Genomic DNA, 26,271 nt, shown 5'->3' with positions numbered 1-26,271 from the left:
GGCACCGTGGCCGCGCTGCGCCGCCGTCACCGGTCCCTCGGAATGCCAATGTCTTCACGGTGGCAGTCTCGCCTGCGCGGGCAGGGAAATGGTTTGCTCCAACCGCGAGACTGTCCGCCATGTCTGACGTGATGTCTGAGGCGATACCCGATAACTACCCCGACCTCGTCGACCGGGCGGCGCGGCTGTTCGGCGACGCCGAGGCGATCCGCGACGGCGAGGTGTCGCTGAGCTTCGCAGACATCAAGGGACTCTCCGACGAGTGCGCCGCAGCGCTGGTGGCATCGGGCGTCGAGCTGCGCATCGCCGACGACGAGGGACGGGACCTGCCAATCGGGCAGCCCGGCGAGATGTTGGTGCGCGGGCACAACGTCATGGCTGGATATCTCGACAACCCTGAAGCCACCGCCGAAGCCGGGCCGGACGTTTCGACCGGCCGACTTGGCTTGGCCTAACCCAGGCGCTGTGCAGCGGCGATGAGCCGGGCCAGTTCGGCCACGTCGGCATCGCCGCGGAAGTCTCGGGCCAGGCCTTCTGCTTCGTGGCGCAGCGTTCGCATCAACGGGTCGTCGACGAACCAGCTCTGGCGCAGGACTTCGGCGAACTCGGCGGCCACTGCGGCCAGCCGGAAGTGTCGATCCGCGTTGTCGAAGCTGCGATGCGCATCGCTGCCGCGGATCGTCTCGGACACCTCGGTGATGTTCTCGCTGGCCGGTCGCTGATACCGCAGCGTGACCTTGGCGAGCGTCTCGCTGCTGCGACGGCTCCGGCTGTCGGGGTCGACCAGCGTCAGCTCATACAGCGCCGTGGCGCTCTGGGAGATGGCGACCTCGCCGGCGTCGACGGCATCGTTGCGGAAGTCGCGGTCGGCCACGTCGCGGTTCTCGAAGCCAAGCAGCCGGTAGGCGGCCACCGTGTCCGGGTTGAAGATGACCTGCACCTTGGCGTCACGGGCGGCAACCGAGACGAACGAGGTCACGTCGTCGCCGAGCAGCCGCCACGCTTCGTCATGGTCGTCGATGTAGTGGTACGAGCCGTCGGCCCGGTTGGCGAGCTGCTCCATCAGCTCGTCGTTGAAGGGGCCGAGGCCGACGCCGATGGTGGACAGGCCGATGTCGGCGCGCTCGCCGAGCTGGCGCAGGATCCGGTCGGTCTCGGTGGCGCCGACGTTGGCGACGCCGTCGGAGAACAACAGCACCAGCACATCGCGCCCGGAGTCTGCCTCGCTCTCGGCCATGCGGTAGCCAGCGACGAGGCCGTCGGCCACGTTGGTGCTCCCGCTGGGTCGCACGTCTCGCTCGATGCGACGGATCAGGTCGTCGTGGTTCCGGCCGACAGCGGCCGGCCGGCTGACGGTGCGTGCCCAGTCGGCGTAGGCCACCACGCCCACCCGGGTTTCGGGCTCCAGGCCTTCCAGCAGCAGGTCGACGGCGTCATAGACCAGTTCGATGCGGCGGGTCCTGTCGTTGCCGGTGCCGATCTCTTGGTTCATCGAGCCTGAGCTGTCCAGGACCACGATGATGCTGTCGGGCCGCACGGCGTCGGACACCACGTGCGGCGCCTGCACGCCCACCCGCAACAGCAGGTCGCCGCTGTCGGCGAACGGCGACGGGGCAGCGTCCACGGTGATGGTGAACTCGTCGATCTCGTCGTCGTAGCCGCCGTTGAAGTAGTTGACGAATTCCTCGACCCGCACGGCCTCGAAGGGCGGCAGCTGGCCGCCGTCGAGGAAGTTGCGGGCAATGGTGTACGAGGCGGTGTCGACATCGAGCGCGAAGGTCGAGAACGGATCGTCGTCGGTGTCGACGAACGGATTGACGCCGTAGTCGACGAACTTGTCGGGCTCGGTGCGCCGCCGTTGCGTCGGCTCGTAGGGCTCGATCTCTGGTTCCCCAGAGTGCTCCGAGACGGCAGCTTCGGTTTGCTCGTGGGCGCCGCCCGAAGATCGGCTCGAGATGGATTCCTCGCTCAAGCCACCGTCGTCTGACATCTCCTCATCTGCTTCGTCGGCGAAAGCGGCCTCGATGGCCTCCTCCGCAGCGGCACCGCCGAGCGCCCCGGTTTGCTCTTCGTCGGCCATGTCGTTGGAGGATTCGGTCGTGGCCGGCTGTGCCCGGCCGTCCGAGGCAGCCGCGGTCGACTGCGTGATGGCGTCGGAGTCGGCCGTGCCTGCGCCGTCGACGGAGGCGTCGTCGGCCGATGTGCACGATGCCACCACCAGGCACAGTGCCAGCAGCGCAGCGACGATCCGCCACGCTGTGGTGCCGGCCCCCTGCCGGCGATGTTGTGGATTGCAGCTCTTCATCACGTCAGTCCCCTTTGCGTTGGTTGGCTTCCGTCGCATCCGGCCTGCAGCGCTGCTGCGGGTGGTGCGACTTGATGCCTCGACGCATGCGCGGGGAGCTGCGTTCCGCGAATTTCAGATGAGCAATAGCCCTGTCACGGGAACGCAACGTGCGACGACTGAACGACACGCACGCGCAACAGCTGTCATGTGACGCACCGGCGGGCCGTGGCGGTGAACACCGCAGCCGGGGGAGTCGGCCGGGGGAGTCAGCGTTGTGCGCGACGCACTGCCGGCTGGGCGATGTCGGTGGCGGTCAGTCCTGCTTGGACTTGCCGGCGGCTTTCTGGTTCTTCTTCCAGACGCGGACCTCGGCGAGGGCGTCAGGTCCGTCGATATCGGCGACCGAGCGCGGGTGCTGGTCGGCGAATGGACCGGCCACGGCCTTCCACCCGCGGGGGACAACCCCGAACCGCTTGGCCAGGATGGCGACGAAGATCTTGGCCTTCTCGTCGCCGTAGCCGGGAAGGGCCCGCAGCCGGTCGAACAGTGCCTTGCCGCTTCGCACGTCGGCCCATATGGCACCCGCGTCGGCGTCGTAGTGCTCGACGACGTGACGAGCCAGCTCGCCGCATCGCCGCGCCATCGAACCCGGGAACCGGTGGATCGCCGGTTTTTCCTTGAATGCAGCTTCGAGCTCGTCAGGTTCCATGGCGGCAATGGCGGTGACCGAGTAGCGATCGCCAAGGCGCTCAGCCAATCGGGCAGGGCCCTTGAACGCCCACTCCATGGGGATCTGCTGGTCGAGCATCATCGCCAGCAGCAGCGAGAACGGGTCGTCCAGCACTAGCTGATCGGCCGCCGGATCGCCCGTGACCGCCAGCGTTCCCTGTTCCGAACCAGCGCCGCTCGCCATAGCGCCGCACGCTACCGCGACAGCACCCGCCGCTGTTGTCGCGCGCACATCGCCATCGACACCGTCCCTGGGCCTGAACAGCGAACTGCGAATGATGCATCTGCGGTGCGCTCGACTTCGCGTAACGTCGAGGCATGGATTGGTCGAGTGTGACGCCGATGTTGACGGTGTTCGCCGCCACCGCTATTGCGTTCGCTGGCGCTGTGTGGGCGCTGATCAAGTGGGGCTTCGGGGGCATCAACGACCGCTTCGACGACCAGAACGACCGCATGGATGCGATCGTCGATCTCATCAACGTCCGGTTCGATGCGATGGATCAGCGCTTCGACGACCAGAAGGACCGTATGGCTGCTCGCTTCGATGCCTTGGATGCCCGTTTCGATGCCGTCGACCATCGGTTCAACAACCAGAACGGCCGCAAGGATGCTCGCTTCGATGCCGTCGACCATCGGTTCGAGGGTCTCAACAAGCGCGTTGACGGCATAGACCGCCGCATCGACGAAATGCGCATCGACCTTCGGGCAATTGTCACCAGGGTCGACGCGTTGCAGGCCTCCACCGCCATCGCCTAGTCACTGACCGTCCCGAACAGCCCCGAGATGGAACTCAGTGACATCGCCGCTGGGATGAGGTTGTCGGGCGTCGTTGCGGGCAGCGACGTCACTGTCGTCGCTGCTCAGGTGCACGGGCCTGCGTCAGCCACGCTGACCTACCGCACGGCGGAGGGCCTTCTCGGGGAACGGCTTGTCACTGCGGCCGATCTGGCTGACATCAGCGAGGCCGCAGAGAGCCACTGGTCCTTCGACGCGGAAGGCGCCATGTTCAAGCTGGCCTCAGAAGCCCGCCGCATGCAGATGGCCCACCTTGCCGATCCATTCGCAGCGGTGGATACCTCGAATATCGACCCGTACCCGCATCAGATCGACGCCGTTTACAACCGCTTGCTCACCCTCAAACCGCTGCGGTTCCTGCTGGCCGACGATCCAGGTGCGGGCAAGACGATCATGTCGGGGCTGCTCATCCGCGAGCTGATGCTGCGTGGTGACGTGACCCGGTGTCTCATCGTGGCGCCGGGCAGCTTGGTCGAACAGTGGCAAGACGAGTTGTGGGACAAGTTCGGCCTGAGCTTTGATCTGATGTCTCGTGAGAGCGTCGAAGCATCCCGCACCGGCAACCCATTCGTCGAGCGCAACCTGCTCATCGCCCGCGTCGACCAAGTGGCCCGTTCCGACGAGTTGAAGGATCGCTTGCAGGCGTCCGAATGGGACCTCGTCATCGTCGATGAGGCCCACAAGATGTCCGCGCACCGCTACGGCGATGAACTGCGCCGCACCAAACGCTTCGAGGTCGGCGAGGTGCTCCGCGAGTGCACACGTCACTTCTTGCTGCTCACCGCTACACCCCACAACGGCAAGAACGAGGACTTCCTCGCGTTCATGACGCTGATCGATCCCGAGAGGTTCGAGGGACGCCTGCGGGCCACGAACGGCAGTGGGGGACCCAGCGAGGTGCCCGACGTCAGCGACGTGATGCGCCGGCTGGTGAAGGAGAACCTGCGGACCTTCGAGGGCAAGCCGCTCTTTCCGAAGCGATACGCCCAGAGCCTGCAATTCGAGTTGTCTGGGCCGGAGAACGAGCTGTACGAGGCGGTCACTTCCTACGTCCGTGAGGAGATGAACCGGGCCGCGCGCATGACGGCCGAAGGTGACGCTCAGCGCGGTGTGATCGTCGGCTTTGCGCTCGCAGGCCTGCAGCGCCGGCTCGCGTCCTCGCCGGCAGCCATCTACCACTCGCTGCTGCGACGGCGCGATCGGCTCGCCAACCAAGCAGCGGAGCTTCGACAGCTCGCTGCCACCGGGGCACCAATCCCGGTGCCTGAGCTTCCCAAGGGCGTCCGCATTGCCGATCTTGAGGACTTCGACTTCGATGACTTCGACGAGGTTGAGCTTGCCGAGTTGGAGAATCTGACCGTCGACGCCGCAACGGCGGCCGCCACTGCCGACGAACTCGAAGCCGAAGTGCGGACATTGGACCGGTTGGTGGAACTGGCCGATGGCGTGCGGAACAGCGGCGTGGACGCAAAGTGGACCCGCTTGCGGGACCTGCTTCGCGCTGAGCAGTTCGGTGCTGGATCGTCCGTGACGGCAGCCGACGGCGCGGTCGACGCTCGCAAGCTGATCGTGTTCTCCGAGCATCGAGACACGCTCGACTATGTGTCGGGCCGCATTGCCGCCGAGCTCGGCAGACCGGAAGCAGTCGTCACGATCCACGGCGGCATGAGGCGCCAGGACCGCCGCGTCACTCAGGACCGCTTCCGCGTCGATCCGACGGTGTCAGTGCTTGTTGCCACCGATGCGGCTGGTGAGGGCGTCAACCTGCAGGTCGCCAACATGATGGTCAACTACGACCTGCCGTGGAACCCGAACCGCATCGAGCAGCGCTTCGGGCGCATCCACCGGATCGGCCAGCGTCGGCCCTGTCATTTGTGGAATCTGGTGGCACACGAGACGCGGGAGGGCCAGGTATTCGAGCGGCTCTTCGCCAAGATCTCCCAGCAGCGCGAGGTGTACGGCGATCAGGTGTACGACGTGCTGGGCGACGCTCAGATCAACGTGTCACTCCGGGAATTGCTGATGAAGGCGATCCAGGCCGACACCGACCCAGCCCACGCAGAGTGGATGAACACCGTCATCGACGGCGAGATCGGCGAGCAGCTCCGTGAAGTGCTGGAAGAGCGTGCGCTCGTCGCGGGCATGGCCGATGCCGGGGCGAACGACGAGGTGCGCCGCCGCATGGAAGAGGCTCGTGCCCGCAGGCTGCAGCCGTGGTTCGTGCACGACTTCTTCACCCAGGCGTTGCAGCTGTACGGAGGGCGCATCTCAGGCCGCGAGCGCGGCCGGTACGAGATCACGCGGGTGCCGGCCTCGGTCAGGGCGAGTGCTGATCCGGCCCTTGGAGCCGTCCACGACCGCTACGCCCGGGTGACCTTCGACAAGGACTGCATGCAGCCCGACGCCGAGTCCGCCCGAAAGGCGGGTGGCTCCGGCGACCGAGCCGACCTGATCTCGCCAGGGAGCACGCTGTTGTCGGCGGTGGCTGGAAAGGTGCTCGCCGATCACGGTGACGCGTTGCATCGCGGCACGGTGTTGGTGGACACGGGTGACCCCTCGACCGAGCCACGACTGCTCGTGTACCTGGATCATGTGGTCACCGATGGTCGGATGGTGAACGGCGCCCGTCAGGTGGTGTCACGCCGGTTCCAATACGTGGAAGTCGACCGGGAAGGTGCGGCCCGCGACCCCGGCGCGGAGCCCTACTTGGGCTACGAGTCGCTGACTGCTGAACAGAAAGCACAGCTCGCCGGCGACCTGGACACCGTATGGGCGAGTCAAGCGGCCGAATCGGTGGCGCGTGATTGGGCCATCGAGCACCTCGCCGGGCCACATTTCGAGTCGGTGGCGGCTGTGGTGAAAGACCGAGTCGACCGCGTGAGCGAAGCGGTACGGGTACGTCTGGAATCCGAGATCCGCTACTGGGACCGACGCACCAACGAAATCAAAGCTCAGGAGATCGCGGGCGGCAAGCCACGGCTGAATTCGGGGCGAGCGCGAGCACGCGCCGACGAGCTGGCATCGCGACTGCTGCGCCGACGCGCCGAGCTCGACTCAGAAGCCGACCTGCACAGCAGCCCGCCCACGGTCGTCGCCGCAGCGGTAGTGGTTCCGCAAGGACTGCTGGATCAGCTTGCGGGTGCGCCGCCAGACCCGGCTGCCGTAGCTGACAAAGCCGAGACCGACCGGCGTGCAGTGGCTGCCGTCATGGCTGCAGAGCGAGCACTGGGCCGCCTCCCAACCGAGCAGGAGCACGCGAACCCAGGCTTCGACTTGATGTCAGTCGACCCAGACACTGGCGACCACTACTTCATCGAGGTGAAAGGCCACCTGCCCCGAACAGACGAGATCCACGTCAGTGCCCGCCAAGTACGCCAAGCCCAGAACGACCCGGACCGTTGGCGACTCGCAGTGGTCTCGGTGCCCGATGACCCGGCCGCTGAGCCCCAGGTCCACTACCTGGTCAGGCCATTCGCCGACGCCACCATGCCTTCCGCTATGACGAAAGTGGCGCTGAAAGTAGCGGCGCTCCTCACAGACGCCAGCCCACCTCGCTAGCTCCTCCGTCTTACTGCTGTTGCACGGGAGCTGGCGATCTGCCTGGCGGCCGGTGCCGGGACCTCAGCGTTGGATCGCTCCCAGTGGTTCGAGAAGACCCCAGCACGCTCGCCAGCCTTAAGCAGCCCGCGCAGCCGCGGAGATACCGCCGAACTGAACCGCATCAAGGGTGCGTGGACAGGCAAAGGCGAGCACAGCTGGCCGACGGGAGGCTTGGATCTGCCGCGAAGCGCCCATATATACTGGAATTCTCGCACGAACTATACGAGAAATCTATTCTGCATGTGCTCAGCACGCGAGGAGTCGGCAATGCTGCTGCGCTTTGAGATCTCCAACCATCGTTCGATCATGGACCCAGTCGAACTGTCGATGATCGCCGTCGACAAAGATCGCGAATCGGCGCGTCCACTCGGCTGGGGTGATGAGAAGGCCTTGACGGTCGCCGGCATCTACGGCGCCAACGGATCGGGCAAGACAAATGTCCTCGACGGCTTCGCATGGTTGCAGCACGCAGTGAGGTCGTCGCTAAAGGGATGGGAACGCGCCATCCCACGCGACCCCTTCGGCTTTGGTGCCGAGGACGCTCGCCCGTCGGGATTCGGCCTGGACATCGTTGTCGATGGCGTACATCACCGTTACGAACTCGCAGTCGACGACTCGACCGTCCAGTTCGAAGCTCTCTACAGCTACCCACAACGGCGGCAGCGAGCGCTGTTCGTGCGCGAGGGCGAGGACGTTGCGTTTCGCCGCGGTACGCGCATTACGGGCGGTGGCCGCGAACTGCTCACGTCGACGACGCTCGCTCTGTCAGTCGCGAGCCGCCTGACGGAGGAAATCGAAGCGGTAGCGGCTGCTGTGCGCGGTATCAGCTTCATCGGCGTCTGGCCTCGGTCATTCATGCCGGCCGATATCCGGATGCATCGATTTGGGTTCGGTCGCGGCCGGCACGACTGGCACGAATCACTGCTGGAGGTCTTCGGCGACGAATCACCGAAAGCGTCGGCGGGGGGCGACAGCAGCGGGCGCTCTCGACAAGACGCGGACCGCGCACGAGCATTGGCCATGCTTCGGTTCGCCGACTTCGGTGTACATGACGTTGAGGTGGCCGATCACTCGGACGAGGTGGGGTACCGGGGCAGGCGATTGCGGCTGCTGCACGACGTAGCAGGCACACCGCGTCCACTGGAACTTGGCGAAGAATCGAGCGGCACACTCACCTGGCTCGAACTCATGCCGGATCTGCTCGCCGTCCTCCAAGACGGCGGTGTACTGGTGGTGGATGAACTCGACTCCAGTCTGCATCCGGCCATATCGGGAAAGCTCGTCGAGATGTTCCAAGACCCCGAGACCAATCGGCACGATGCGCAACTCATCTTCACCACGCACGACACGAGCCTGCTGGGCAGCCTGAATCGCGACGAAGTGTGGCTGACGGACAAGCGCTCAAACGGCAGCACGGACTTGACGCCGCTCTCGGACTTCCGCGGTGATCGCGTGCGCCGGTCCACAAATCTCGAACGCGGCTATCTGCAAGGCCGTTTTGGCGGAGTCCCCGTTGTCGATCAGTATGTCGTCCGCGAGGCTCTGGGCCTGGATGCCTGAGGCACCAGTTTGCCTACACGACGCCCAAGTGCGAAGCCGCTGCGCCGCCGTCGGCCCCAAAAGGACGAGCGACCGCGTTTCGTCATCTTTTGTGAAGGCACGGTCACTGAACCGGTGTATCTCAATGCCTTCGCTGCACTCCCGGAAATCCGCAGAGTGGCAGCGCTCGATGTACGCGGCATGGGGTACGACCCACATCGTCTAGTCGCCGAAGCAAAGCAAGCCCGGCGCTCAGAGCCAGGTGCCCGTGAGTCCAGAACCGAGTATTGGTGCGTCTTCGACGTCGAGGCGCCCGAGCCGCATCAGGGCCTTCGTGACGCCGTTCAAATGGCGAGGGACAACGGCATCGGTGTCGCGGTATCCAACCCGTGCTTCGAATTGTGGCTGATCCTGCACCATGCCGAACACACGCGGTGGCTCGATACCGAAGAAGCCCAGAGCCTTCGGCGGCATAGCGACGGCTCGACCGGCAAGGGGCTTGACACGGTCGAGTACATGCAGCGCCGCAAGACTGCGGCTGGCAGAGCTCGACAGCTGGCAGAGATGCATGAGCGAGACGGAAGCAGCTTCCCTGGCGACAACCCGTCCTCCGGGATCTTCCGTCTGCTCGAAGCCGTCGAGCAGGCACCTCGACAGCACGGCGGTCCGGCGAAGCCATCCCCGTCTCACGGATTGGAGTGAGGCGACCGCTCCGTGTGCAGCCGTTGGCGACTGGTCGAACTGACTTCCCGGCTTGGGCAGGCAGCCAAAATGGCTGAAGCTGCAGCGAGAGGGGCCTGAGCGCCCCGCGACCGGAACGGATTGCCCATGTTTGACAGTCGGCGAAGTTTGGCTGAAGCCATCCGACTGCGTGAGACGAGTCGCATCGTCCTCAAGGAGGTTCGCTTCTCAGGGCACCGAGTCATGGCGCCAACCGGCGATGCCTTGGCCGACGAGATAGCGGCGTTCGCGAACAGCCGAGGCGGCGTGCTCGTGCTTGGGGTGGAGGACAAGTCTCGCGACATCATCGGCATCCCTCAGGACAGGCTCGATGCTGTCGCCGACTTTGTGAAGGAAGTGTGCAACGACTCCATCGTCCCGCCGGTCGAGCAGTTGTTGCTGGATCGAATCCCGCTGCCGACGAGCACTGGGCACACAGCAGTTGTCGTGAAGCTCGAAGTGCCTCGGAGCCTCTTCGTGCATCGCAGCCCGGGCGGCTACTTGCATCGTGCCGCCGACTCGAAGCGCGTCATGACGCCGGAATTCTTGGCTCGCCTCTTCCAACAGCGCAGCCAGACGCGCTTGATCCGGTTCGATGAGCAGCCCGTGGCGAGCGCATCCGTCGCGGACCTCTCTGAGGATCTGTGGGCGCGATTTCGCACCTCGCGCTCAGACCACGACACAGAGACGTTCCTGGCCAAGCTCGGCATGGCTGTCCGAGCCGACGATGGCGCCGTCACGCCAACCGTCGCCGGTGCGCTCATGGGCAGCGAGACGCCCGAACGCTGGATGCCGAATGCCTATGTGCAAGCTGTCGCGTACAGGGGGACTTCCGTCATTGCCGATGGAGTCGCTGCGAGCTACCAGTTGGACGCCGCTGACATCACGGGACCCTTGGATCGGCAGATCATTGAGGCGAGCCGGTTCGTTCTCAAGAACATGCGTCGACGCGCTTCCAAGACCGTCGGGCGCGTCGACGAGCCCCAGTTCGACATGGCGGCCGTGTTCGAAGCACTGGTGAACGCCGTCGCGCACCGGGACTATGCCATGCACGGAGCGAAGATTCGCCTGCGCCTCTTCGAAGACCGACTGGAACTGTTCTCGCCTGGCGCGCTCGCGAACTCGTTGACCGTGGACTCTTTGCGGTACCGCCAGACAGCGCGCAACGAGACGGTCTGCAGCCTGCTGACGCGATGCCCCGCGCCCGACGAACCGTGGCTGACGGAGGGCCGCGCCCATTTCATGGAGAAGCGCGGTGAGGGTGTGCCGATCATTCTCGACAACAGCACGGCACTCTCGGGGAAAGAACCCGAGTACCGCGTCCTCGACGACGCCGAGCTGATGCTGACCATCCACGCCGCACCCACTAACCAAGCAGGCGGCTGAAGTCCGGCGGTCCGCGCAATGACGAGGACTGAGCAGGAGATAGCAGCGGCGAGTGTCGCGACCGACGGCATCCGCGGCGCTCGCTCAAGGCGGGCTTACGCTCGGGCGATGGCTCGACGCAAGTCTCGACATGGTGGGCGCGTGAGGCACAAGGGAACTCGCCCGAATCCGCGCGGGGGCCTGCCTCGGCTCGATCCGGAGACCCGCTACGGACTCGAATTCTTGGAGGCGAGCGCCGCCGGCCTCGCCGGTCGCTGTTCCGAGGCCGACGAGGCCGACGCCTGGGCTTCCGTCGTGCAGGATTTTGTCGCCTTTCCGAGGGCGCCGGAAGGCCTCCAGCCTGCGCTGCTGCTTGCTCACGCCCGAGAGACAGGAGGAGCGGCCGGTGCTGCCTTGACTGCTGCGCTTGCCGCATACGGACCGAAACGGTCACAAACGGCGGCTCGTCGGCAACTGGACCAGATGAAGTCGTTGGGCGAGGTGCCGCCATGGGCCGCCGAGATGGGCTGTGCGACCCCGGTCGAAGCCTTCCTGCGGCGAGACGAATGGGGCGAGGGATGCGAGATCACGATCCACTATCGGCGCCCCGGCGGCAGCCTTCACGGATTGCTGGTCGACATCAATTGATTCATGTGCGGGGCGGCACGCGGCTTCGACCTCGTCCACGAGCGTGACCTCGCAGTCTGGCCTGCCGACTTGGCGCCGGATGAGCGTGGCAGAACAGCGGTCGAGACGGTGAGCTTGGCGGACGCCCGAGCGTTGTGCCTGCGCGCGCTGGACATCTACACGTCCCTCATTTCAAACGACGAGTTGGAGATGCTCGAAGACGGGCTCGACTTCGAGGGGACGCACTTGAGCTTTGTGGCCGGCCATCGGCTCGACCTGCTGCCCGAGGGTGGCACCGACGCTGCGCTTTTTCCCGCTGAGGAACCCGACCGCAGCGCTGCGCTGGAAGAATTCTGGCGTACAGCCCGCCCGGCATGCGAAGGAGACGACGAACTCTCTTCCCTGATCTCAGGGCTGCAGGTGTTCGCTTCGCTGTGCCGCGACGGCGATGTCCTGCACTGGAACCCATGCAGGGTCGAAGCCTTCATGGGGGGCTTCGTCGCGGACTACAGCCCTGCAGACATGCCGGTGTGTCGGGAGTTCGCCGAGTCGCGCCCCGAAGTGTTCGACCGACACTTCATGTCCACTGTCGAGTCGGCGTTCCCGCGCTGGCTGCGATTCGCCGCCGAGCATTGCGAGCCGAGCAACGAACACCTGCAAGAGAATCTGTACGCAGCTGCCGAAGGGTTCGAGGACTGGCGGATAGCGGTTCGCGAATACGAAAGGGCTCAGATCGGCGCGCCCGAACTGTGGCTGCCGCGCTCGGCCTGAGCTGCGACGAAACGGGGCTAGCGCCGATGATTGGCCCACTGGGCGCGCAATGCATATCGCTATGCTGATTGCATGGCACAGTTTGTGACTCGCATCGACGATGCGGTTGCCGGCCAGATCGACGAGCTGGTGGCAGCGGGAGCGGTCGAATCTCGCTCAGACGCGGTCCGGCGCGGCCTCACGGCCCTCATCGACGTCCATCGGCGCAAACGCATCGGCGAAGCCATCGTGGAGGGCTACCGGCGGCATCCTCAAAGCGAGCAGGAGGTGGGATGGGCAGACGCGGCCACGGCAGCGATGATCGCTGAAGAGCCGTGGTGATGCCCGCTCAGGGCGAGGTGTGGTGGGCCGAGGCCAACGACAAGCGCCGCCCGGTGTTGGTCGTTACTCGCAGCGATGCTGTGCCGGTGCTGACGTGGATCGTGGTCGCCCCGGTCACGCGGACAGTGCGCTCGATTCCGACCGAGCTGCGGCTTGGCCCCGACGAGGGGATGGCGTTCGAGTGCGCGGCGTCGTTCGACAACCTGCAGCCGATCCGACGTTCGTTCCTCACCGAGCGAATCGGCGCCGTCGGATGGCGGCGCATCGAAGTCTGCGACGCGCTCGCGGCACTGGCCGACTGCTAGCCGACCAAGCGTTCTCGAAGTCATAGAAACGGGTCACGCGTGCGATGCGCTCAAGTGCTGCCTTGACCTCGCCGTGTGCTGTGTGGCCCGGCTGATCGACGCTGGGTTCAATGGCGCTCATGGTGCTTTGTTGACGGAGTGCAGCAGCCAGTTCGGCTCCGTTGGTGACGACGAATATCATCGGAGCACCAGTCGCTGCGAAGGCATCCGCGAACGGCGGTCGGCAGTGGGCATACGATCCTGCGATGGCCCGACCCAAGTCCCGACGTGGCGGGCGCGTCACTCCCAAAGGGACGCGCCCCGGCGCAGGTGGCGGCACGCCGCGGCTCGACCCGCAGGCTCGCTACTTGCTCGAACTGCTGGAGGCGAGTGCAACTGAGTTTGCGGCCCGCGGCCCCGATGTTGACGAGGCTGACGGCTGGGCGTCAGGAATGCAGGAATTCGTTGCGGTGCCTCACTCGCCAGAGGGCCTGCAGCCTGCGCAAGTGCTCGCCCACGCCCGCAAGATCGGCGGCGCTTCCGGTGCGGCCATGACGGCTGCGCTCGGCGCATACGGGCCGAGCAGCGCGCGAGCGACGGCTCGACGTCAGCTCGAGCAGATGGCGTCCTCGGGCGATGTGCCGACGTGGGCGACAGCAGTGGGCCGAGCAACGCCGGCGGAAGCCTTTCTGTGGCGAGACGAGTGGGGCGAGGCGTGCGAGATCACGATCCACTACCAGCGTCCCGACGGGCGCCTCCACGGCTTGCTGGTTGACATCAATTGGTTCATGTGCGGGGCCGCTCGCGGTTTCGAACTTGTGACAGAGCGCGAGGCCTTGGCATCGGCCGGGCGCGACCGCCCAGGAGTCGAGCAATTGAGCTTGGCCGACGCCCGAGCCCTGTGCCACTGCGCGCTCGACATCTACATGTCCCTCGATGCCAACGACGAGATGGAGCCGTTCGAGGAGGCGCTCGAATTCGAGTGGCCGGACTTGGGATTCTTGGCAGAGCAGCGACTGAGCCTGCTGCCCGAAGGCGGCACCGCAGCTGCGCTGTACCGCGCGGAGCGTCCCGACCGCAGCGCTGCGTTGGACGAATTCGGACGCGCGGCCCGCCCAGCGGGCGAAGGCCATGACGAATTCTCCGCCATGACCTCGGCGCTGCGACTGTTCGGAAGGCTCTGCCGTGATGGCGATGTCCTGCACTGGACACCGTGCCGGGTAGACCTCTTCTTGGAGAGCTTCGTTCCCAACTACAGCCCCGCCGACGGGCCTGTGTGTTCCGAGTGCGACAAATCACACCCTGATGTGTTTGATGCAGCCTTCATGTCCACCGTCGAGTCAGCGTTCCCGCGCTGGCTCCGATTCGCGGCCGAGCATTCTGGGCAGACCAAGGAACTCTTGGATGAGAACCTGCATGCGGCCGCCGATGGATTCGAGGACTGGCGGGCAGCGGCCCGTGAGTACCGACGAAATCAGGTCGGCACGCCGGAACTGTGGCTTCCGCGCTCAGCTTGAACGGCGACGCGGTAGCGCCGCTCGGCTTCGTCGGCGGAGGTGCCCAGCAGTTCGCCGATGCGCTGCCATGAGGTGCCTTCGTCTCGCGCCCAGCAGACGGCTTCGGCGATCTGGTTGCGGCTGACCTCGGTCGGCTTCTCGATGGTGCGCTCGGCTTGCACTGCGAGTTCGAGGTACGTCTCATGCCGGGGACCTGGCAGGCGGCCCAGCCAGTCGAACGAATGGAAGTACTCGCAGATCTCGTCTGCGCGCGTCTCGAAGTCTTCCTCGGACCAGTTAGCGAAGTCGGGTCGTTCTATCGCCATGTCAACCTGCGCACGTCTCCGGCCCGTGCGGGCATTGCATGGATGATGCGAACTTCATGTCGCTCCTGATCATAGGAGACCCCCACTTCGATCGGGTTCCCGTCCCTCGCGCCGCCGACCGACACCCGGACGTCGTCATCAGAGATCACGATCATCGGGTTGCGATACGCATGCATGATGTCCTCGTCCGGAACACAGTGACGGTGGGCCGCGTTGAGGATGCGAACAGTAGGCGGAGAACGGTTCACAGTCGTGCGAACGTAGGCACGACTGCGAAGGCGCTCCAAGGCATTTTCGAGCGGCCATGAATTTTCCATCCGAGCCGCCAGCCCGCCGCTCACGGCTGGGCTGCGACATCTGTCAATTCGGCAGGCCTCGAGTTCATCGGGCAGCGCGCGTGCGCGCAAGTAGGGTCGGCGACCGTGGTAGCGGGGGAGCACAGACCGAAGCTGATCGAGGTCGCGCTGCCGCTGGCGGTGATCAACGCCGAGGCGGCGCGGGAGAAATCGATCCGGCATGGGCACCCGTCGACGTTGCATCTGTGGTGGGCGCGGCGGCCGCTCGCTGCGGCTCGGGCGGTGATCTGGGCTTCGCTGGTGGACGATCCGTCGGCTGAGGGGTATCGCGACCCCGAAGGCAACTTGCTGGCGACCGCGGATGCGCAGGAGGCTGAACGGCAGTAGATGCGGACGCCCCGCCGCAAGCCGAACGCTTCGAAAGCCTGGACCGGCTGCGCCAAGCGCGCCGCGGTGCTTGAGGGCTATGCGCCCGATGGCACGCTCAGGGTGCCGTAGATTTCCTCGGCTTCGTCGGCGGAGGTGCCGAGCAATTCCGCGATGCGCTCCCACGAGGGGCATTCGTCTCGTGCCCAGCAGACGGCTTCGGCGATCTGGTTGCGGCTGGCCTCGGTCGGCTTCTCGATGGTGCGTTCGGCTTGCACTGCGAGTTCGAGGTATGTCTCATGCCGGGGACCTGGCAGGCGGCCCAGCCAGTCGAACGAGTGGAAGTACTCGCAGATCTCGTCCGCGTATTCCCCATTCTCGTCCTGCGCCCAAGCGGCGAAGTCGGGCCGTGCTATCGCCATGTCAGCCTCCGCACGTATCCGACCCGTGCGGGCATTGCATGGATGATGCGAACTTCATGTCGCTCCTGATCATAGGAGGCCCCCCACTTCGATCGGGTTCCCGTCCCGCGCGCCTGCGCGTGAGCAGGGTCAGCGGCCGAGGCAGCGGGGGAGTACGGAGCATGGCACTATTCGGTTCGGCTGAGAACTCGCTCATAAGCCTCCAGCGTGCGAGCGTCGAAGCAGACGAAGCGAATCTGACGGACCTTCGTCGGCGTCGAGCGCACGGTGTTGACAGCGACCTCGGCAGCGGCAGTCCTCGGGTATCCGTGGGCACCCGTCGCGATTGCGGGCAAGGCGACACTCTCGGCGCCGACTTCGTCGGCGCGGGCGAGTGATTCCCGATAGCACGACTCGAGCAGCACCGACTCGCCGTACGATCCGCCTCGCCATCGGGGACCCACGGCGTGAATGATCCACTGCGAGGCCAGTCGAAAGCCTGGCGAGATCTTGGCGCGACCCAACTCGCATCCGCCGACCGTTTGGCAATACGCCCGCAGCTCGGGACCTGCTGCTTTATGGATGGCGGCATCCACACCGCCCCCGCCGAGCAGGTTTGCGCTGGCTGGATTGACGATGGCGGCGACGCGCTCGGCCGTGATGTCCCCGAGCACCGCTTCGAGCTGGGGCTTGCTCTGGATCAGGACCGGCAGCAACGGCGGCATGGGCTCACCGGAAACGTGTGCGATGAGATCGCGGAGCCGCTCGCGCTCGCCCAGGTCGGAATCACGGTTGTAGACGTCAGGGTCGCACTCGACCCGGGCCGAGGTGATCATGAACCCGGTCTCCTTCGCTGCAAAAGTGACCTCGTAGATGCCCAGGCCCGTCCAGCTGCGGTGCAGGTAGAGGCAGTCGCCCTCCAGGAAGGCGAACCACTTGTCATTCATGTCCACCGGGACATAACCCATGGCGATCGCCTGCATCTCGGCGCCCGACAGCAGCATCTGCGGAGGCGGTATCGGCGCGGGTTGCCGGATGGGCGTCACATCGTTCCAATCCCGCCGCGTGGCCGCATCTTCCGACGGACCGTCCGGCCCCCACAGGGCCCTGTTGAACAAACTCAAGCCGTCTTGTGACATGCCTCCACGGTAGGAAGGGGGTGCCACAAACTGTCTGGCCGGCAAGCGGACTCGCCGGCTTCCGCCATTCCTAGGCTCCCGCGGGTGCCGGCCACGTCGCTCACCGACTTCATTGCCGGAGGTCTTCTCGGTGTGGCGGCCGGTGATGCGCTCGGCGCCACGGTCGAATTCATGTCAGCGGCCGAAATCCAGCGGCGGCACGGTGTTCATCGGGACATCGTGGGTGGCGGGGCATTCGGCTGGCGTCCAGGCCAGGGAACCGACGACACCGACCTCACTTGGGCCGTTGTCGCGGGCTATCTCGAGACGGGTGGCTCGGAGAGCCTTGGGGCAATCGCTCGGGAGTTTCTGGAGTGGTTCGAAGCCGATCCACCTGATGTGGGTATCACCACCCGCCAGGCGCTTCTGCAACTGCGCCACGACGGCGATCCGGCGACCAGCGGCCTCACGTCGGAGCATTCCTGCGGCAACGGGTCGCTGATGCGGGCGCTCCCGTCGGCGCTGGTGCGCAGCGATTCCACGGTTCGCCAGGCCGAGAGCGCTCAGATCTCCGCGGTTACCCACGCTCACAGGCGATGTGTCGACAGCTGTGTGGCGTACAACGAGATTGCGGCAGCGCTCCTGGACGGGTGCACCGCGCTTGAGTACGCCGACCGGATGTGCGGCGCTGCTACCGAGTTTGCGCGAATGCGATCTGCAAAGTGATGCGCTCGGAGCGGCCGACTGCTAGCCCACGCCAGCCGCCAAGGCATCCACGAACGATGAGCGCCGGCGGGCATACGATCATCCGATGGCCCGACCCAAGTCCAGAAGCGGCGGGCGCGTCACGCCCAAAGGGACGCGCCCCGGCGCACATGGTGGCAAGCCGCGGCTCGACCCGCAGGATCGCTATTTGCTCGAACTGTTGGAGGCGAGCGCATCAGGGTTCGCGGCCAGCGGACCAGATATCGACGAGGCTGACGGCTGGGCGTCCGGAATGCAGGAATTCGTCGCAGTGCCTCACTCGCCAGAGGGCCTGCAGCCTGCGCTCGTGCTCGACCACGCCCGCAATATCGGCGGCGCAGCCGGTGCGGCCATCACTGCCGCGCTCGGCGCATACGGACCGGGCAGCGCGCGAGCGACAGCTCGACGTCAGCTCGAGCGGATGGCGTCCGTGGACGATGTGCCAACATGGGCGACAGCATTGGGCCGAGCAACTCCGGTGGAAGCCTTCCTGTGGCGAGACGAGTGGGGCGAGGCGTGCGAGGTCACGATCGAGTACCGGCGTCCCGACGGGCGCCTGCACGGCTTGCTGGTCGACATCAATTGGTTCATGTGCGGGGCAGCTCGCGGTTTCGAACTTGTGACCGAGCGCGAGGCCTTGGCATCGGCTGGGCGCGACAGCCCAGGAATCGAGCAACTGAGCTTGGCCGACGCCCGAGCCCTGTGCCACTGCGCGCTCGACATCTACATGTCACTTGATGCCAACGATGAGATGGAACCGTTCGAGGAGGCGCTCGAATTCGAGTGGCCGGACTTGGGTTTCTTGGCAGAGCAGCGATTGAGCCTGCTGCCCGAAGGCGGCTCCGCGGCGGCGCTGTATCCCGCGAAGCGTCCCGACCGCAGCTCTGTGTTGGACGAATTCGGGCGCGCAGCTCGCCCCGCAGGCGAAGGCCATGACGAATTCTGGGCCTTGATCCCGGCACTGCGACTGTTCGGAACGCTCTGCCGCGATGGCGATGTCCTGCACTGGACACCCTGCCGGGTAGACCTCTTCCTGGAGAGCTTCGTTCCCAACCACAGCCCCACGGACGGGCCTGTGTGTTCCGAGTGCGACGAATCACACCCGGATGTGTTTGATGCAGCCTTCCTGTCCACCGTCGAGTAGGCGTTCCCGCGCTGGCTCCGATTCGCGGCCGAGCATTCGGAGCACACCAAGGAACTCTTGGATGAGAACCTGTATGCGGCCGCCGATGGATTCGAGAACTGGCGGGCCGCTGCCCGCGAGTACCGGAGAAGTCAAGTCGGCACACCGGAACTGTGGCTGCCGCGCTCAGCTTGAACGGCGACGCCGTAGCGCCGCTCGGCTTCGTCGGCGGAGGTACCCAGCAGCTCGCCGATGCGCTCCCATGAGGTGCCTTCGTCTCGAGCCCAGCAGACGGCTTCGGCGATCTGGTTGCGGCTGACCTCGGTAGGCGCCTCGATGGTGCGCTCGGCCTGCACCGCGAGTTCGAGGTACGTCTCATGTCGGGGACCGGGCAGGCGGCCCAGCCAGTCGAACGAGTGAAAGTACTCGCAGATCTCGTCTGCGCGCGTCTCGAAGTCTTCCTCGGTCCAGTTCGCAAAGTCGGGTCGTTCTATCGCCATGTCAACCTGCGCACGTAGCTGGTACGAGCCGGCGTTGCATGGATGATGCCGTTCTCACGTCGCCCCTCACGATACGAAGCCTCCACTTCGATCATCCGTGACCACTGCGCTCTTCTGTGGTCGGCCGGCATTCACAGCCCTCGGCGACGAACCTCGGCCTCGCGGTCGCAGACGAGGGCCTCGCGGTCGTACATGCTGGCCAAACTCTCGAAGAGCGCTGCCGTTCGGGGCCGCGCCCTGAATCGACGGCTCATCTCTCGGTAGTGCATTGCGTGTTCCCGTTCTTGGTCACCACCTTCAGTGAACGAGCGTGATGTGATGCCACGTTGGTTGCTCACGGCGCTGAGCAGGCCGCTCTCGATGTCTTCATTCTGCAATAGCTCCAGGAGGTCAACGACTGCCTCGGCAGGCCATAGCCCCTCGGGATTCGGGGGCGATGCCGCGAGCGCGTGACCGATTGCGCTTTCGCCTGCCGCGACTCGATCTGTCGCCGCCAGTAGTGAGCGCACGCGGTCAACCCAATCGTTGAGATGGCTTGCGCTGAGCACGCCGTCGTCGACGCCGGGGGCGAATTGCCCTACCGGCCACTCGTGCAGCACCCAATAGGCATTTGATGCGATGCGCTGTCGGCGTTCTTTCTCCGCGAGCTCGTCGCCCGGCTCGGCGTCGGCGGGCTTGAACGCCAATTCGACGAGATGCACGAACATCTCTGGGTCGCTGGCGATTCCTCGGTACAGGTTGGGTGCTTTGAAATCCGGAAGGTGTCCGAGCTGCGCGAGAAAGTGCCATTCGAGCATGGCCAGACGGTCGATGCCGATGCAATCGCGGTGTGCGTCGAGCACGCCGAGAAGCTCGATGACGTCTGCACGAGCTAGCGCTGACACATCTGAGGCGTCAGCGAGATGATTCAGCCACTGCTCAAGGCTCTCGGCCGCCTCCGAAGCGAATTCACAAGTGGGCGAACGGCTTCCGAGTTCACGCCAGAGCAACTCCAGCACGACATCATGCCGTTTGGCGTCGCGCAGGCGATGACAGATGGAACGCAATTCGTCCATCTCGTGCGAGTGACCCAACTCGTACGGACCGACTTGATCCCAGTAGGCGGAGGCAACGCCGGGGCTGTGCTTGTCGACCCGCCTCCATGCTTTGGAATCCGCAGGTGCCGAGCGGAGGACTGCTGCCTCACCACGAGGGCCCAGGCGATGATCACGGAGCAAACGCTCGATGCCGTCCCAGCCCAACGCAGCAAAACGACGATTGAAATAGCCCATCGCGAATCGCGTGATGGTGTCGTCTCCAGATTGGAGGGCTCCCACAACCTCGCGGTCGCGAGGCGGCTTGTTTGGTGCGAGGGCGCCGCCGACCTGATCGGGCCGGTCAGCGGCGGCGGCAAGTTCAAGTACCGCTTCGAACCCGCGGTCGCGCAGGATCTCATCGACGGCCTCGGTTTGCTTCTGTTCAAGTGCCTCACGACGGGCTTGCCATCCCGCAGCGCTGTCAACGCCTTCGATGGTTGGGGTGCGTGACGAGAAGAGGTACCCGTAGGAGACGCCGGTGTCGGATGGCCGCAGGAGTTCGAGCACTCCGTCGAGAGGTTCGAGTTCGGCTTCGGGAAGCGCCCATTCGGTATCGCTGAACTGCCGGTGGCGCGCCACGAAGTCCCGAAGCACGGGCCACACCAAATCCTTCAGTGACTCGTCGGGCTGGCTCTCGGCAACACCGCACAGACGATGAATCGCATTGTGACGGGTCTCGCTGGGAAGGTCTCCCATGCGGGCGATCAGGTCAACCCAATGGTGGGGGTCGCGGTCGATGTCATCGAGCAGCATCGCTGGGACGGCCGAGACCGTCTCGGCATATTCGCGGCGAGAGACTGTGGGCTGGATGGGCCTCCAGTTGCGGTAACGAGGTGGACTTCCCGATGTCTGGACACTGTGGCGGCTCGGCAGCATCGACAGCATCAGATGCCACGCAATGCTTGGATGGGACCGTCGCAGCATTCTGACTGCCGACAATCGGTCCTCGACGGTCGCCGAGGTGTGCGGCATCCACGGGCACATGATCGAAATGAGGCTCTCCAGCAGCCGGTCGAGGTCTCGCGCGCTTAGCCGGTTCTCACGTCGCCTACTGGAGTCAATCGAGGCAAATTGTGCGAGCAGATCAGTAGCGGCGAGCAAGTGGTCGGCTGACCACGCCATCACTCGCAGCGCGTCCAATACCTGACGATGCGGCGACGGTGCCCAGAAGCCGAATCCATCGGTGTCGTCATCAGTGAACATGGTGCGGGTGAACGCATGCTGTTCGGCGATGCAGCTCCGAAGAGCTTGCAGCACGACATCGGGATCAGCCTCGGCGAGCAGCGGCAACATGTCGGAGATTGCTGTCCAAGTACGTGGCGTCGCATCGTCCTTGGCTGATTGGAGCAAGCGTTGGACGACACCGCCCGCAAATCCTTGGCCTGACGCGGCAGCACCCTGGCTCCCGGCGAGCGCGAGCGTCGTTGCGATCCCGCGTCGAAGCTGAGGGGAATACTTGGCTTCGACGCCTTCGATCTGCGCGCGGAAGAGATCGTCGCCGGACAAGTCGCTGAGAGGGTCACGGGCAGTGAGCACGTCATGGGCGACGTCGGCGAATTCCTGGACATCGGCGTCGTCGATCTGGTCTCGCAGCAGCATCCAGGTATCCGCCGGCGACACGGAATGCCACAGATCACCGACTGATGCCATCGGTGCATCACCGAGACCCAACTCATTCATGCCGTCGGTCACGTCCCTGTATGAGCGCCCGAGGAATTGCTCCACCATTTCGAGGTCGCCTTGGCGAGCGTTGTTCCAGCTGCCGAGGAGCAGGGTTCGCCGCACGGTCCTGTCGATGTGCCCCTTGGCCCACTCTGGCGTGTGCAAAGCCGGATCCTTGGCCAGTCGCCGTCGCAGTGCGATCAAGCTGGTGCGAGCGATGCTGCCGAGTTCTTGGGCCTCGTGCAGATCGAATCCCGCTGATTCGAGCCGTTTCGCGACCACCTCTGAATCGGCAGCGCCCAGTGTGACGGCTGCCTGCGGGATACCAGGCGTCGGCACGATCATTCGATGCGGACTCCCGATGGGCAGGTGCTTTGCAAACTCCGCTGACGGCACCACCATCGTCAGCACGCCAGCATTCGACGGCAAGCCTGGCTGAGTTGTCAGGGCATCCTGCACGAACAACGCCGCAGCCGCTTCGTGGCTGTCCACGTAGAGCACGTGGTCCATATCCCTACCCGCGGCGCCACCCCCACTGAGCGCCGCAGCGACGAACGCGATGATCTCGTCAAGGTGTACTTGACCGCCAACGGTGATGGCCCCCCGACTCTCCCTGCAGCGATCGCGCAAGGCCTTGGCCTCTTGCTCTCTCCCTGCGAGCACCACGCCCTCGTCCAGTGGCGGGTTCGTCGCTGCCAGCCACTTCTCCGACTCTCTTGCCAACAGGGCGATGCCCGAGGTCGGCTTGCCGATCTGTTCGCGCATCCAGATGGTCGTAGCGACAGCGCAGGCAAGCCAATCTTCCAGGCTGTCGACGTTCAAGGCGCTGACTCTGCCGAAGTCATCTTCGCTGGAGCGTCCAGACTCGAAGGAGCGTCGCCTGTCCCAAGGGGCGCATGCAACCGACACGTACGCAATCTCGTCGCGCTGGCTGGGTGCGAAGTCCTTGAGCCGCTTCGAGTAGTCGTCCGCTGCCTTGTTGTGGGTACTGCTCTGCTGTGTCGTGAGCTCCCATATCGATTTCCCCGCGGGCACGAAGCGATTCCCGCGAGCGCACCGCACGACGCCATCCAAGCCAGACAACGCCACCCCTGTTCCCGCAGGCATGTCGATCCACTGGGCTGACGGCTCGGTCTCGGCGATGAGGCCGCGCACCAGCCGCGGGAACTCCCTGTCCGCGTTTGCAGACTTCGCCCATTGGATCAGGTCGTCCCGACTCACCCTCAACGATTCCGGCACGGTCGGTACGAGATGGACGGGAGGCTTCATCGCTCGCTCCAAGTCACGCGCGACTTCACAGTCTTCGGCAGAGCACAGCGCCAGCAGACCGCTGCCGCGAAGCGATTCCACGATGTGCCCGAGGTCACGGACGCGGTTCGCCGGTCGGGGGAATCGACCGGCCAGCTCGTTGAGACTCTCGCCCGATGCGACCGATTTCCGCAGATGGGAAAGGTCGTCGGCGGCACGAGCAAATGTTTCTCGCAGTTCGGCTGTCGCGATCGTCTGCAGACCGGCACTCAGAGGCTCTTCGCCGCGCAGCTGCACTTCCGCAGCGATCTGCTCAAGCCAGCGTCGTCGTGCGGCGTCATCATGTAGCTCGCCAAGCGAATGGAGCCGTTGGCCCGCAGCGATCAGCACTCGGTCGCGCAGTTCGTTGTCACCCGATGTGGAAACCGCGCGCAGCCCCGAGATCCAAGCGTCCTCGAAGTCGTAGAAGCGGGTAGCGCGCGCGATGCGCTCCAGTGCCGCCTCCACCGCGCCGTGCGCTGTGTCATCCGGCTGGCCGGCGCTGCTTTCGATGGCGCTCATGGTGCTTCCCAATCGTACGAGGTGACCCCGTCGGGTCGAACGTCGATTCCGGCTGCCAGCTCCGGCTATCCGAGCGCTTCCTGCGACGTCGCAGAGACGTCGGCTGTGAGCTGAGGCGGTTGTTCGCGTTGCGCGGGGCCATCATTGTGGCCTTCTCGGGTGTCACATCGCACTCCCAGCAGTGAGCACGGGGCATCAGTCTGAGCGCACTGCGTGCGAGACATGTTCACCGAGCTGACATCCCAGTCGGGATAGCGCCGATGCCTGCCGCTACACGAACCGCATTCATGTCGAAGCTGAGCGAGGTGGTGTTGCCTCTGTGCGCGTGCGCCCCGGCATCGCGAGCTTCCGGGCAGCTCCGCCCTTCTGTCTGACACTGCAATGCTGCGGTGAGCAGCGCGTGGCCGAAGCGGCGACCCCGGTCGACGGCCAATTGGCGCGGATGATGTGGCACCTCGTCGGTACAGTCTGCTTGCGAGCACGCTTACCCGATGGGTGGTCACCAGAGGGGCACTCGCCAAGCACGCAGGGGCGACGGTATGGATCAATCAACGGCGCCGATGGCAGTGGGCGGCGATAAACCCTGGTCGCTCCCGCGTCACGCTGAGGCCCCCCCGGACGAGGTTTGGCACGAGTGGGCCGAGCATCAGGACCGGCCGCTTGCTGTGGACCTCTTTTGCGGCGCTGGTGGGTTGAGCTGGGGTTTGGAGGCTGCTGGCTACCGAGTTGCGCTGTCCGTCGACACGGACGCGTGGTCGCTCGAGTCGCACAGCCACAATTTTCCGGGCAGAGCCGTAGCGCTCGACCTCGGCACCGAGGACGGCCGCGATGCGGTGGTCTCGCAGTGCGAAGGCCTCGATATCGACCTCGTCGCCGGTGGACCGCCCTGCCAGCCGTTCTCGCTGGCCGGACGCGCCAAGCTTCGAAGCCTCGTGGAGACGGGCGCACGAGATGCCAACGACCAGCGACGGGAGCTCTGGCAGTCGTTCTTGGACGTGGTCGAGCGCTTGGAGCCAAGGGTCGTCCTAATGGAGAACGTCCCCGACATGGCGCTCGGAGACGACATGATGGTGGTGCGGCTGCTGCTGGACCGACTGGAGCAATCGGGCTATCAGGCTGACGCCCGCATTGTCGGTGCTCGCGGGTACGGCGTGCCGCAGCAGCGTCGCCGATTGATCGTCGTAGGCATGCGTGGAGGGCCAGCGTTCGATTGGCCTCGTGAGAGCGAGATAAGCGAAGCAGTGTCAGTTCGCGATGCGATCGGCGACCTGCCAGCGCTCAGGGTCATTGCCGAGCGTCCAGTGGGGTCGCCGGAACTGTCATACTCCGGGGAACCCGGGAGCGAATTCGCACGCAAGGCCCGCAAAGACTGTTTCGGCGATGCTGCGAACTTGGTCCACGATCACTACACACGGCCTGTCCGCAGCGACGATCTGGAGGCCTTCAGCATCTTGCAGCCGGGTATGAAGTACGGTGAACTACCCGAGAGGCTCCGGCGCTACCGTCGCGACATCTTCAATGACAAGTACAACCGACTTTCGTGGGAGGGCCTGTCTCGGACCATCACAGCCCACCTAGCCAAGGACGGCTACTGGTATATCCATCCAGGGCAACCTCGAACAATCTCGGTTCGCGAAGCTGCACGCCTCCAAACATTTCCCGACAGCTTTCGCTTTGCCGGTGCTCGATCGCACCAATTTCGACAGATCGGTAACGCAGTACCACCGACGCTAGCTGAAGCTATGGGGACGGCATTGATTGACGGCCTCCGCGATTCGATTGCAGAAAAGGACAAATCCAATCACGGAGGATCAGACCGTTTGGAATCCGTTGAAGCCGTACCATCGTCAACGCCCCCTGACATTCGTGGCGATCGCGCCGCCGTGCGGGAACATCTTGCCGGCTGCGCGAAATCGTTGGATCTTGAAGGCATCGAGCAGGAGGCAATCGAGGGTTCCATATCTCATGGTCGATCGATCGTTTCGGAATCGTTGTTGGCTTCCGCCGCATGGGTCAGCCTCTTGGCGGGAGAAACTACGAGGCTGGTGGCATCCGCGCCTGTGCTCCGCGCGGTGAGTCGCTTGATGGGCTACGCCTCGCGCAGTGCGACCAGACGTTCAGACCTTCGCCTAGAACTCGCGAAACTCGCAGGCAGTGGCGAAAATGCCGGATACTGTAACGCAGCCCTGCATTGCCTTGGCCGCGCGATTTGCAAGCCAACGCCCAATTGTGAGGAGTGTCCTATGCGCAATGCTTGTGTGCATCATTGGGCAACGGAGATCGGTTGATGCATGGCGTCCAAGACCCGCACTGAAC

The 26,271-nt window shown here is 64.9% G+C and carries 22 protein-coding genes and 1 pseudogene; 15 read left to right on the top strand and 8 right to left on the bottom strand.

The window, feature by feature from the left end; genetic code table 11:
• Positions 1-119: 119 nt before the first annotated feature.
• Positions 120-455 (top strand): AMP-binding protein, encoded by a 336-nt coding sequence (locus ACOGJB_RS03330; RefSeq protein WP_419839408.1) that lies wholly within the window; start codon positions 120-122, stop codon positions 453-455.
• Here the strand turns inward: ACOGJB_RS03330 and ACOGJB_RS03325 are convergent.
• The gene (locus tag ACOGJB_RS03325; RefSeq protein WP_419840670.1) at positions 452-2,305 is read right to left on the bottom strand and encodes a YfbK domain-containing protein; all 1,854 of its coding nucleotides are present in this window, start codon (positions 2,303-2,305) and stop codon (positions 452-454) included. The genes ACOGJB_RS03330 and ACOGJB_RS03325 overlap by 4 nt on opposite strands.
• A gap of 295 nt (positions 2,306-2,600) precedes the next feature.
• On the bottom strand, positions 2,601-3,200 hold the full coding sequence (locus tag ACOGJB_RS03320) for an HhH-GPD-type base excision DNA repair protein (protein ID WP_419839407.1): 600 nt from the start codon (positions 3,198-3,200) through the stop codon (positions 2,601-2,603).
• Positions 3,201-3,334: 134 nt separating this feature from the next.
• On the opposite strand from ACOGJB_RS03320, the gene ACOGJB_RS03315 reads away from it, so the two are divergent.
• The 10 genes from ACOGJB_RS03315 (at position 3,335) to ACOGJB_RS03270 (ending at position 14,555) form a co-directional block, all read left to right on the top strand.
• Positions 3,335-3,772: a hypothetical protein gene (locus tag ACOGJB_RS03315; protein ID WP_419839406.1), complete on the top strand. Its 438-nt coding sequence runs from the start codon at positions 3,335-3,337 to the stop codon at positions 3,770-3,772.
• A 27-nt stretch (positions 3,773-3,799) separates the two neighbouring features.
• A complete protein-coding gene (locus ACOGJB_RS03310) occupies positions 3,800-7,369 on the top strand; it encodes a helicase-related protein (protein ID WP_419839405.1) in 3,570 nt (1,189 codons plus the stop codon).
• Positions 7,370-7,438: 69 nt separating this feature from the next.
• Positions 7,439-8,971: an AAA family ATPase gene (locus tag ACOGJB_RS03305; RefSeq protein WP_419839404.1), complete on the top strand. Its 1,533-nt coding sequence runs from the start codon at positions 7,439-7,441 to the stop codon at positions 8,969-8,971.
• A 9-nt stretch (positions 8,972-8,980) separates the two neighbouring features.
• Positions 8,981-9,652, top strand: coding sequence for an RloB family protein (locus ACOGJB_RS03300; protein WP_419839403.1), 672 nt, complete (start codon positions 8,981-8,983; stop codon positions 9,650-9,652).
• A 147-nt stretch (positions 9,653-9,799) separates the two neighbouring features.
• Positions 9,800-11,056 carry an ATP-binding protein gene (locus tag ACOGJB_RS03295; RefSeq protein ID WP_419839402.1) on the top strand — a complete coding sequence of 419 codons (1,257 nt, stop codon included), beginning with the start codon at positions 9,800-9,802 and terminating at the stop codon, positions 11,054-11,056.
• 141 nt (positions 11,057-11,197) lie between these two features.
• Positions 11,198-11,683, top strand: a complete 486-nt coding sequence (locus tag ACOGJB_RS03290; RefSeq protein WP_419839401.1) for a hypothetical protein — start codon at positions 11,198-11,200, stop codon at positions 11,681-11,683.
• Positions 11,684-11,686: 3 nt separating this feature from the next.
• Positions 11,687-12,433: a hypothetical protein gene (locus ACOGJB_RS03285; RefSeq protein ID WP_419839400.1), complete on the top strand. Its 747-nt coding sequence runs from the start codon at positions 11,687-11,689 to the stop codon at positions 12,431-12,433.
• Positions 12,434-12,505: 72 nt separating this feature from the next.
• The gene (locus ACOGJB_RS03280; RefSeq protein ID WP_419839399.1) at positions 12,506-12,754 is read left to right on the top strand and encodes a hypothetical protein; all 249 of its coding nucleotides are present in this window, start codon (positions 12,506-12,508) and stop codon (positions 12,752-12,754) included.
• Entirely contained in the window at positions 12,754-13,059 is a 306-nt protein-coding gene (locus tag ACOGJB_RS03275) for a type II toxin-antitoxin system PemK/MazF family toxin (RefSeq protein ID WP_419840669.1), read from the top strand. The genes ACOGJB_RS03280 and ACOGJB_RS03275 overlap by 1 nt, the downstream gene beginning before the upstream one ends.
• Before the next feature lie 245 nt (positions 13,060-13,304).
• The gene (locus tag ACOGJB_RS03270; RefSeq protein WP_419839398.1) at positions 13,305-14,555 is read left to right on the top strand and encodes a hypothetical protein; all 1,251 of its coding nucleotides are present in this window, start codon (positions 13,305-13,307) and stop codon (positions 14,553-14,555) included.
• On the opposite strand, the gene ACOGJB_RS03265 is transcribed toward ACOGJB_RS03270, so the two are convergent.
• Together ACOGJB_RS03265 and ACOGJB_RS03260 are read right to left on the bottom strand one after the other, a co-directional pair.
• On the bottom strand, positions 14,513-14,860 hold the full coding sequence (locus ACOGJB_RS03265) for a hypothetical protein (protein ID WP_419839397.1): 348 nt from the start codon (positions 14,858-14,860) through the stop codon (positions 14,513-14,515). The two genes, ACOGJB_RS03270 and ACOGJB_RS03265, sit on opposite strands and share 43 nt — an antisense overlap.
• Complete coding sequence (locus ACOGJB_RS03260) at positions 14,851-15,201, bottom strand: hypothetical protein (RefSeq protein WP_419839396.1); 351 nt, start codon at positions 15,199-15,201, stop codon at positions 14,851-14,853. The genes ACOGJB_RS03265 and ACOGJB_RS03260 overlap by 10 nt, the downstream gene beginning before the upstream one ends.
• Positions 15,202-15,282: 81 nt before the next feature.
• Between ACOGJB_RS03260 and ACOGJB_RS03255 the strand changes: the two are divergent.
• Positions 15,283-15,540, top strand: a pseudogene (locus ACOGJB_RS03255) (DUF1156 domain-containing protein); the annotation flags it as partial.
• A gap of 80 nt (positions 15,541-15,620) precedes the next feature.
• Here the strand turns inward: ACOGJB_RS03255 and ACOGJB_RS03250 are convergent.
• Both ACOGJB_RS03250 and ACOGJB_RS03245 read right to left on the bottom strand, forming a co-directional pair.
• Positions 15,621-15,944 (bottom strand): hypothetical protein, encoded by a 324-nt coding sequence (locus tag ACOGJB_RS03250; RefSeq protein WP_419839395.1) that lies wholly within the window; start codon positions 15,942-15,944, stop codon positions 15,621-15,623.
• Positions 15,945-16,111: 167 nt separating this feature from the next.
• Positions 16,112-17,062: a macro domain-containing protein gene (locus tag ACOGJB_RS03245; protein WP_419839394.1), complete on the bottom strand. Its 951-nt coding sequence runs from the start codon at positions 17,060-17,062 to the stop codon at positions 16,112-16,114.
• Positions 17,063-17,146: 84 nt separating this feature from the next.
• Here ACOGJB_RS03245 and ACOGJB_RS03240 point away from each other — a divergent pair, with 84 nt between their 5' ends.
• Positions 17,147-17,767 carry an ADP-ribosylglycohydrolase family protein gene (locus ACOGJB_RS03240; protein ID WP_419839393.1) on the top strand — a complete coding sequence of 207 codons (621 nt, stop codon included), beginning with the start codon at positions 17,147-17,149 and terminating at the stop codon, positions 17,765-17,767.
• An 85-nt stretch (positions 17,768-17,852) separates the two neighbouring features.
• A complete protein-coding gene (locus tag ACOGJB_RS03235) occupies positions 17,853-18,929 on the top strand; it encodes a hypothetical protein (RefSeq protein ID WP_419839392.1) in 1,077 nt (358 codons plus the stop codon).
• Positions 18,930-19,060: 131 nt separating this feature from the next.
• Here ACOGJB_RS03235 and ACOGJB_RS03230 read toward each other — a convergent pair whose 3' ends face one another.
• Together ACOGJB_RS03230 and ACOGJB_RS03225 are read right to left on the bottom strand one after the other, a co-directional pair.
• Positions 19,061-19,408, bottom strand: a complete 348-nt coding sequence (locus ACOGJB_RS03230) for a hypothetical protein (protein ID WP_419839391.1) — start codon at positions 19,406-19,408, stop codon at positions 19,061-19,063.
• A 131-nt stretch (positions 19,409-19,539) separates the two neighbouring features.
• Complete coding sequence (locus tag ACOGJB_RS03225) at positions 19,540-23,955, bottom strand: hypothetical protein (protein ID WP_419839390.1); 4,416 nt, start codon at positions 23,953-23,955, stop codon at positions 19,540-19,542.
• 539 nt (positions 23,956-24,494) lie between these two features.
• Between ACOGJB_RS03225 and dcm the strand changes: the two genes are divergently transcribed.
• Entirely contained in the window at positions 24,495-26,243 is a 1,749-nt protein-coding gene (gene dcm / locus ACOGJB_RS03220; RefSeq protein WP_419839389.1) for a DNA (cytosine-5-)-methyltransferase, read from the top strand.
• The last annotated feature ends 28 nt before the right edge of the window (positions 26,244-26,271 follow it).

This window comes from Candidatus Poriferisodalis sp. (genome assembly GCF_965208895.1).
In the GTDB taxonomy this organism is placed as follows: Bacteria; Actinomycetota; Acidimicrobiia; order Acidimicrobiales; family Poriferisodalaceae; genus Poriferisodalis.
This window is presented reverse-complemented; position numbering and strand designations above follow the sequence as displayed.

Excerpts from the sequence above, each read along its gene's own strand:
- ACOGJB_RS03320 (WP_419839407.1), bottom strand. The coding sequence starts at position 3,200 with ATGGCGAGCGGCGCTGGTTCGGAACAGGGAACGCTGGCGGTCACGGGC.
- ACOGJB_RS03225 (WP_419839390.1), bottom strand. The coding sequence starts at position 23,955 with ATGAGCGCCATCGAAAGCAGCGCCGGCCAGCCGGATGACACAGCGCAC.
- ACOGJB_RS03250 (WP_419839395.1), bottom strand. The coding sequence starts at position 15,944 with ATGGCGATAGCACGGCCCGACTTCGCCGCTTGGGCGCAGGACGAGAAT.
- ACOGJB_RS03280 (WP_419839399.1), top strand. The coding sequence starts at position 12,506 with ATGGCACAGTTTGTGACTCGCATCGACGATGCGGTTGCCGGCCAGATC.
- ACOGJB_RS03235 (WP_419839392.1), top strand. The coding sequence starts at position 17,853 with ATGGCCCGACCCAAGTCCAGAAGCGGCGGGCGCGTCACGCCCAAAGGG.
- ACOGJB_RS03230 (WP_419839391.1), bottom strand. The coding sequence starts at position 19,408 with ATGGCGATAGAACGACCCGACTTTGCGAACTGGACCGAGGAAGACTTC.
- ACOGJB_RS03315 (WP_419839406.1), top strand. The coding sequence starts at position 3,335 with ATGGATTGGTCGAGTGTGACGCCGATGTTGACGGTGTTCGCCGCCACC.
- ACOGJB_RS03330 (WP_419839408.1), top strand. The coding sequence starts at position 120 with ATGTCTGACGTGATGTCTGAGGCGATACCCGATAACTACCCCGACCTC.
- ACOGJB_RS03245 (WP_419839394.1), bottom strand. The coding sequence starts at position 17,062 with ATGTCACAAGACGGCTTGAGTTTGTTCAACAGGGCCCTGTGGGGGCCG.
- ACOGJB_RS03310 (WP_419839405.1), top strand. The coding sequence starts at position 3,800 with ATGGAACTCAGTGACATCGCCGCTGGGATGAGGTTGTCGGGCGTCGTT.
- ACOGJB_RS03270 (WP_419839398.1), top strand. The coding sequence starts at position 13,305 with ATGGCCCGACCCAAGTCCCGACGTGGCGGGCGCGTCACTCCCAAAGGG.
- ACOGJB_RS03275 (WP_419840669.1), top strand. The coding sequence starts at position 12,754 with ATGCCCGCTCAGGGCGAGGTGTGGTGGGCCGAGGCCAACGACAAGCGC.
- ACOGJB_RS03325 (WP_419840670.1), bottom strand. The coding sequence starts at position 2,305 with ATGAAGAGCTGCAATCCACAACATCGCCGGCAGGGGGCCGGCACCACA.
- ACOGJB_RS03285 (WP_419839400.1), top strand. The coding sequence starts at position 11,687 with ATGTGCGGGGCGGCACGCGGCTTCGACCTCGTCCACGAGCGTGACCTC.
- ACOGJB_RS03265 (WP_419839397.1), bottom strand. The coding sequence starts at position 14,860 with ATGGCGATAGAACGACCCGACTTCGCTAACTGGTCCGAGGAAGACTTC.
- dcm (WP_419839389.1), top strand. The coding sequence starts at position 24,495 with ATGGATCAATCAACGGCGCCGATGGCAGTGGGCGGCGATAAACCCTGG.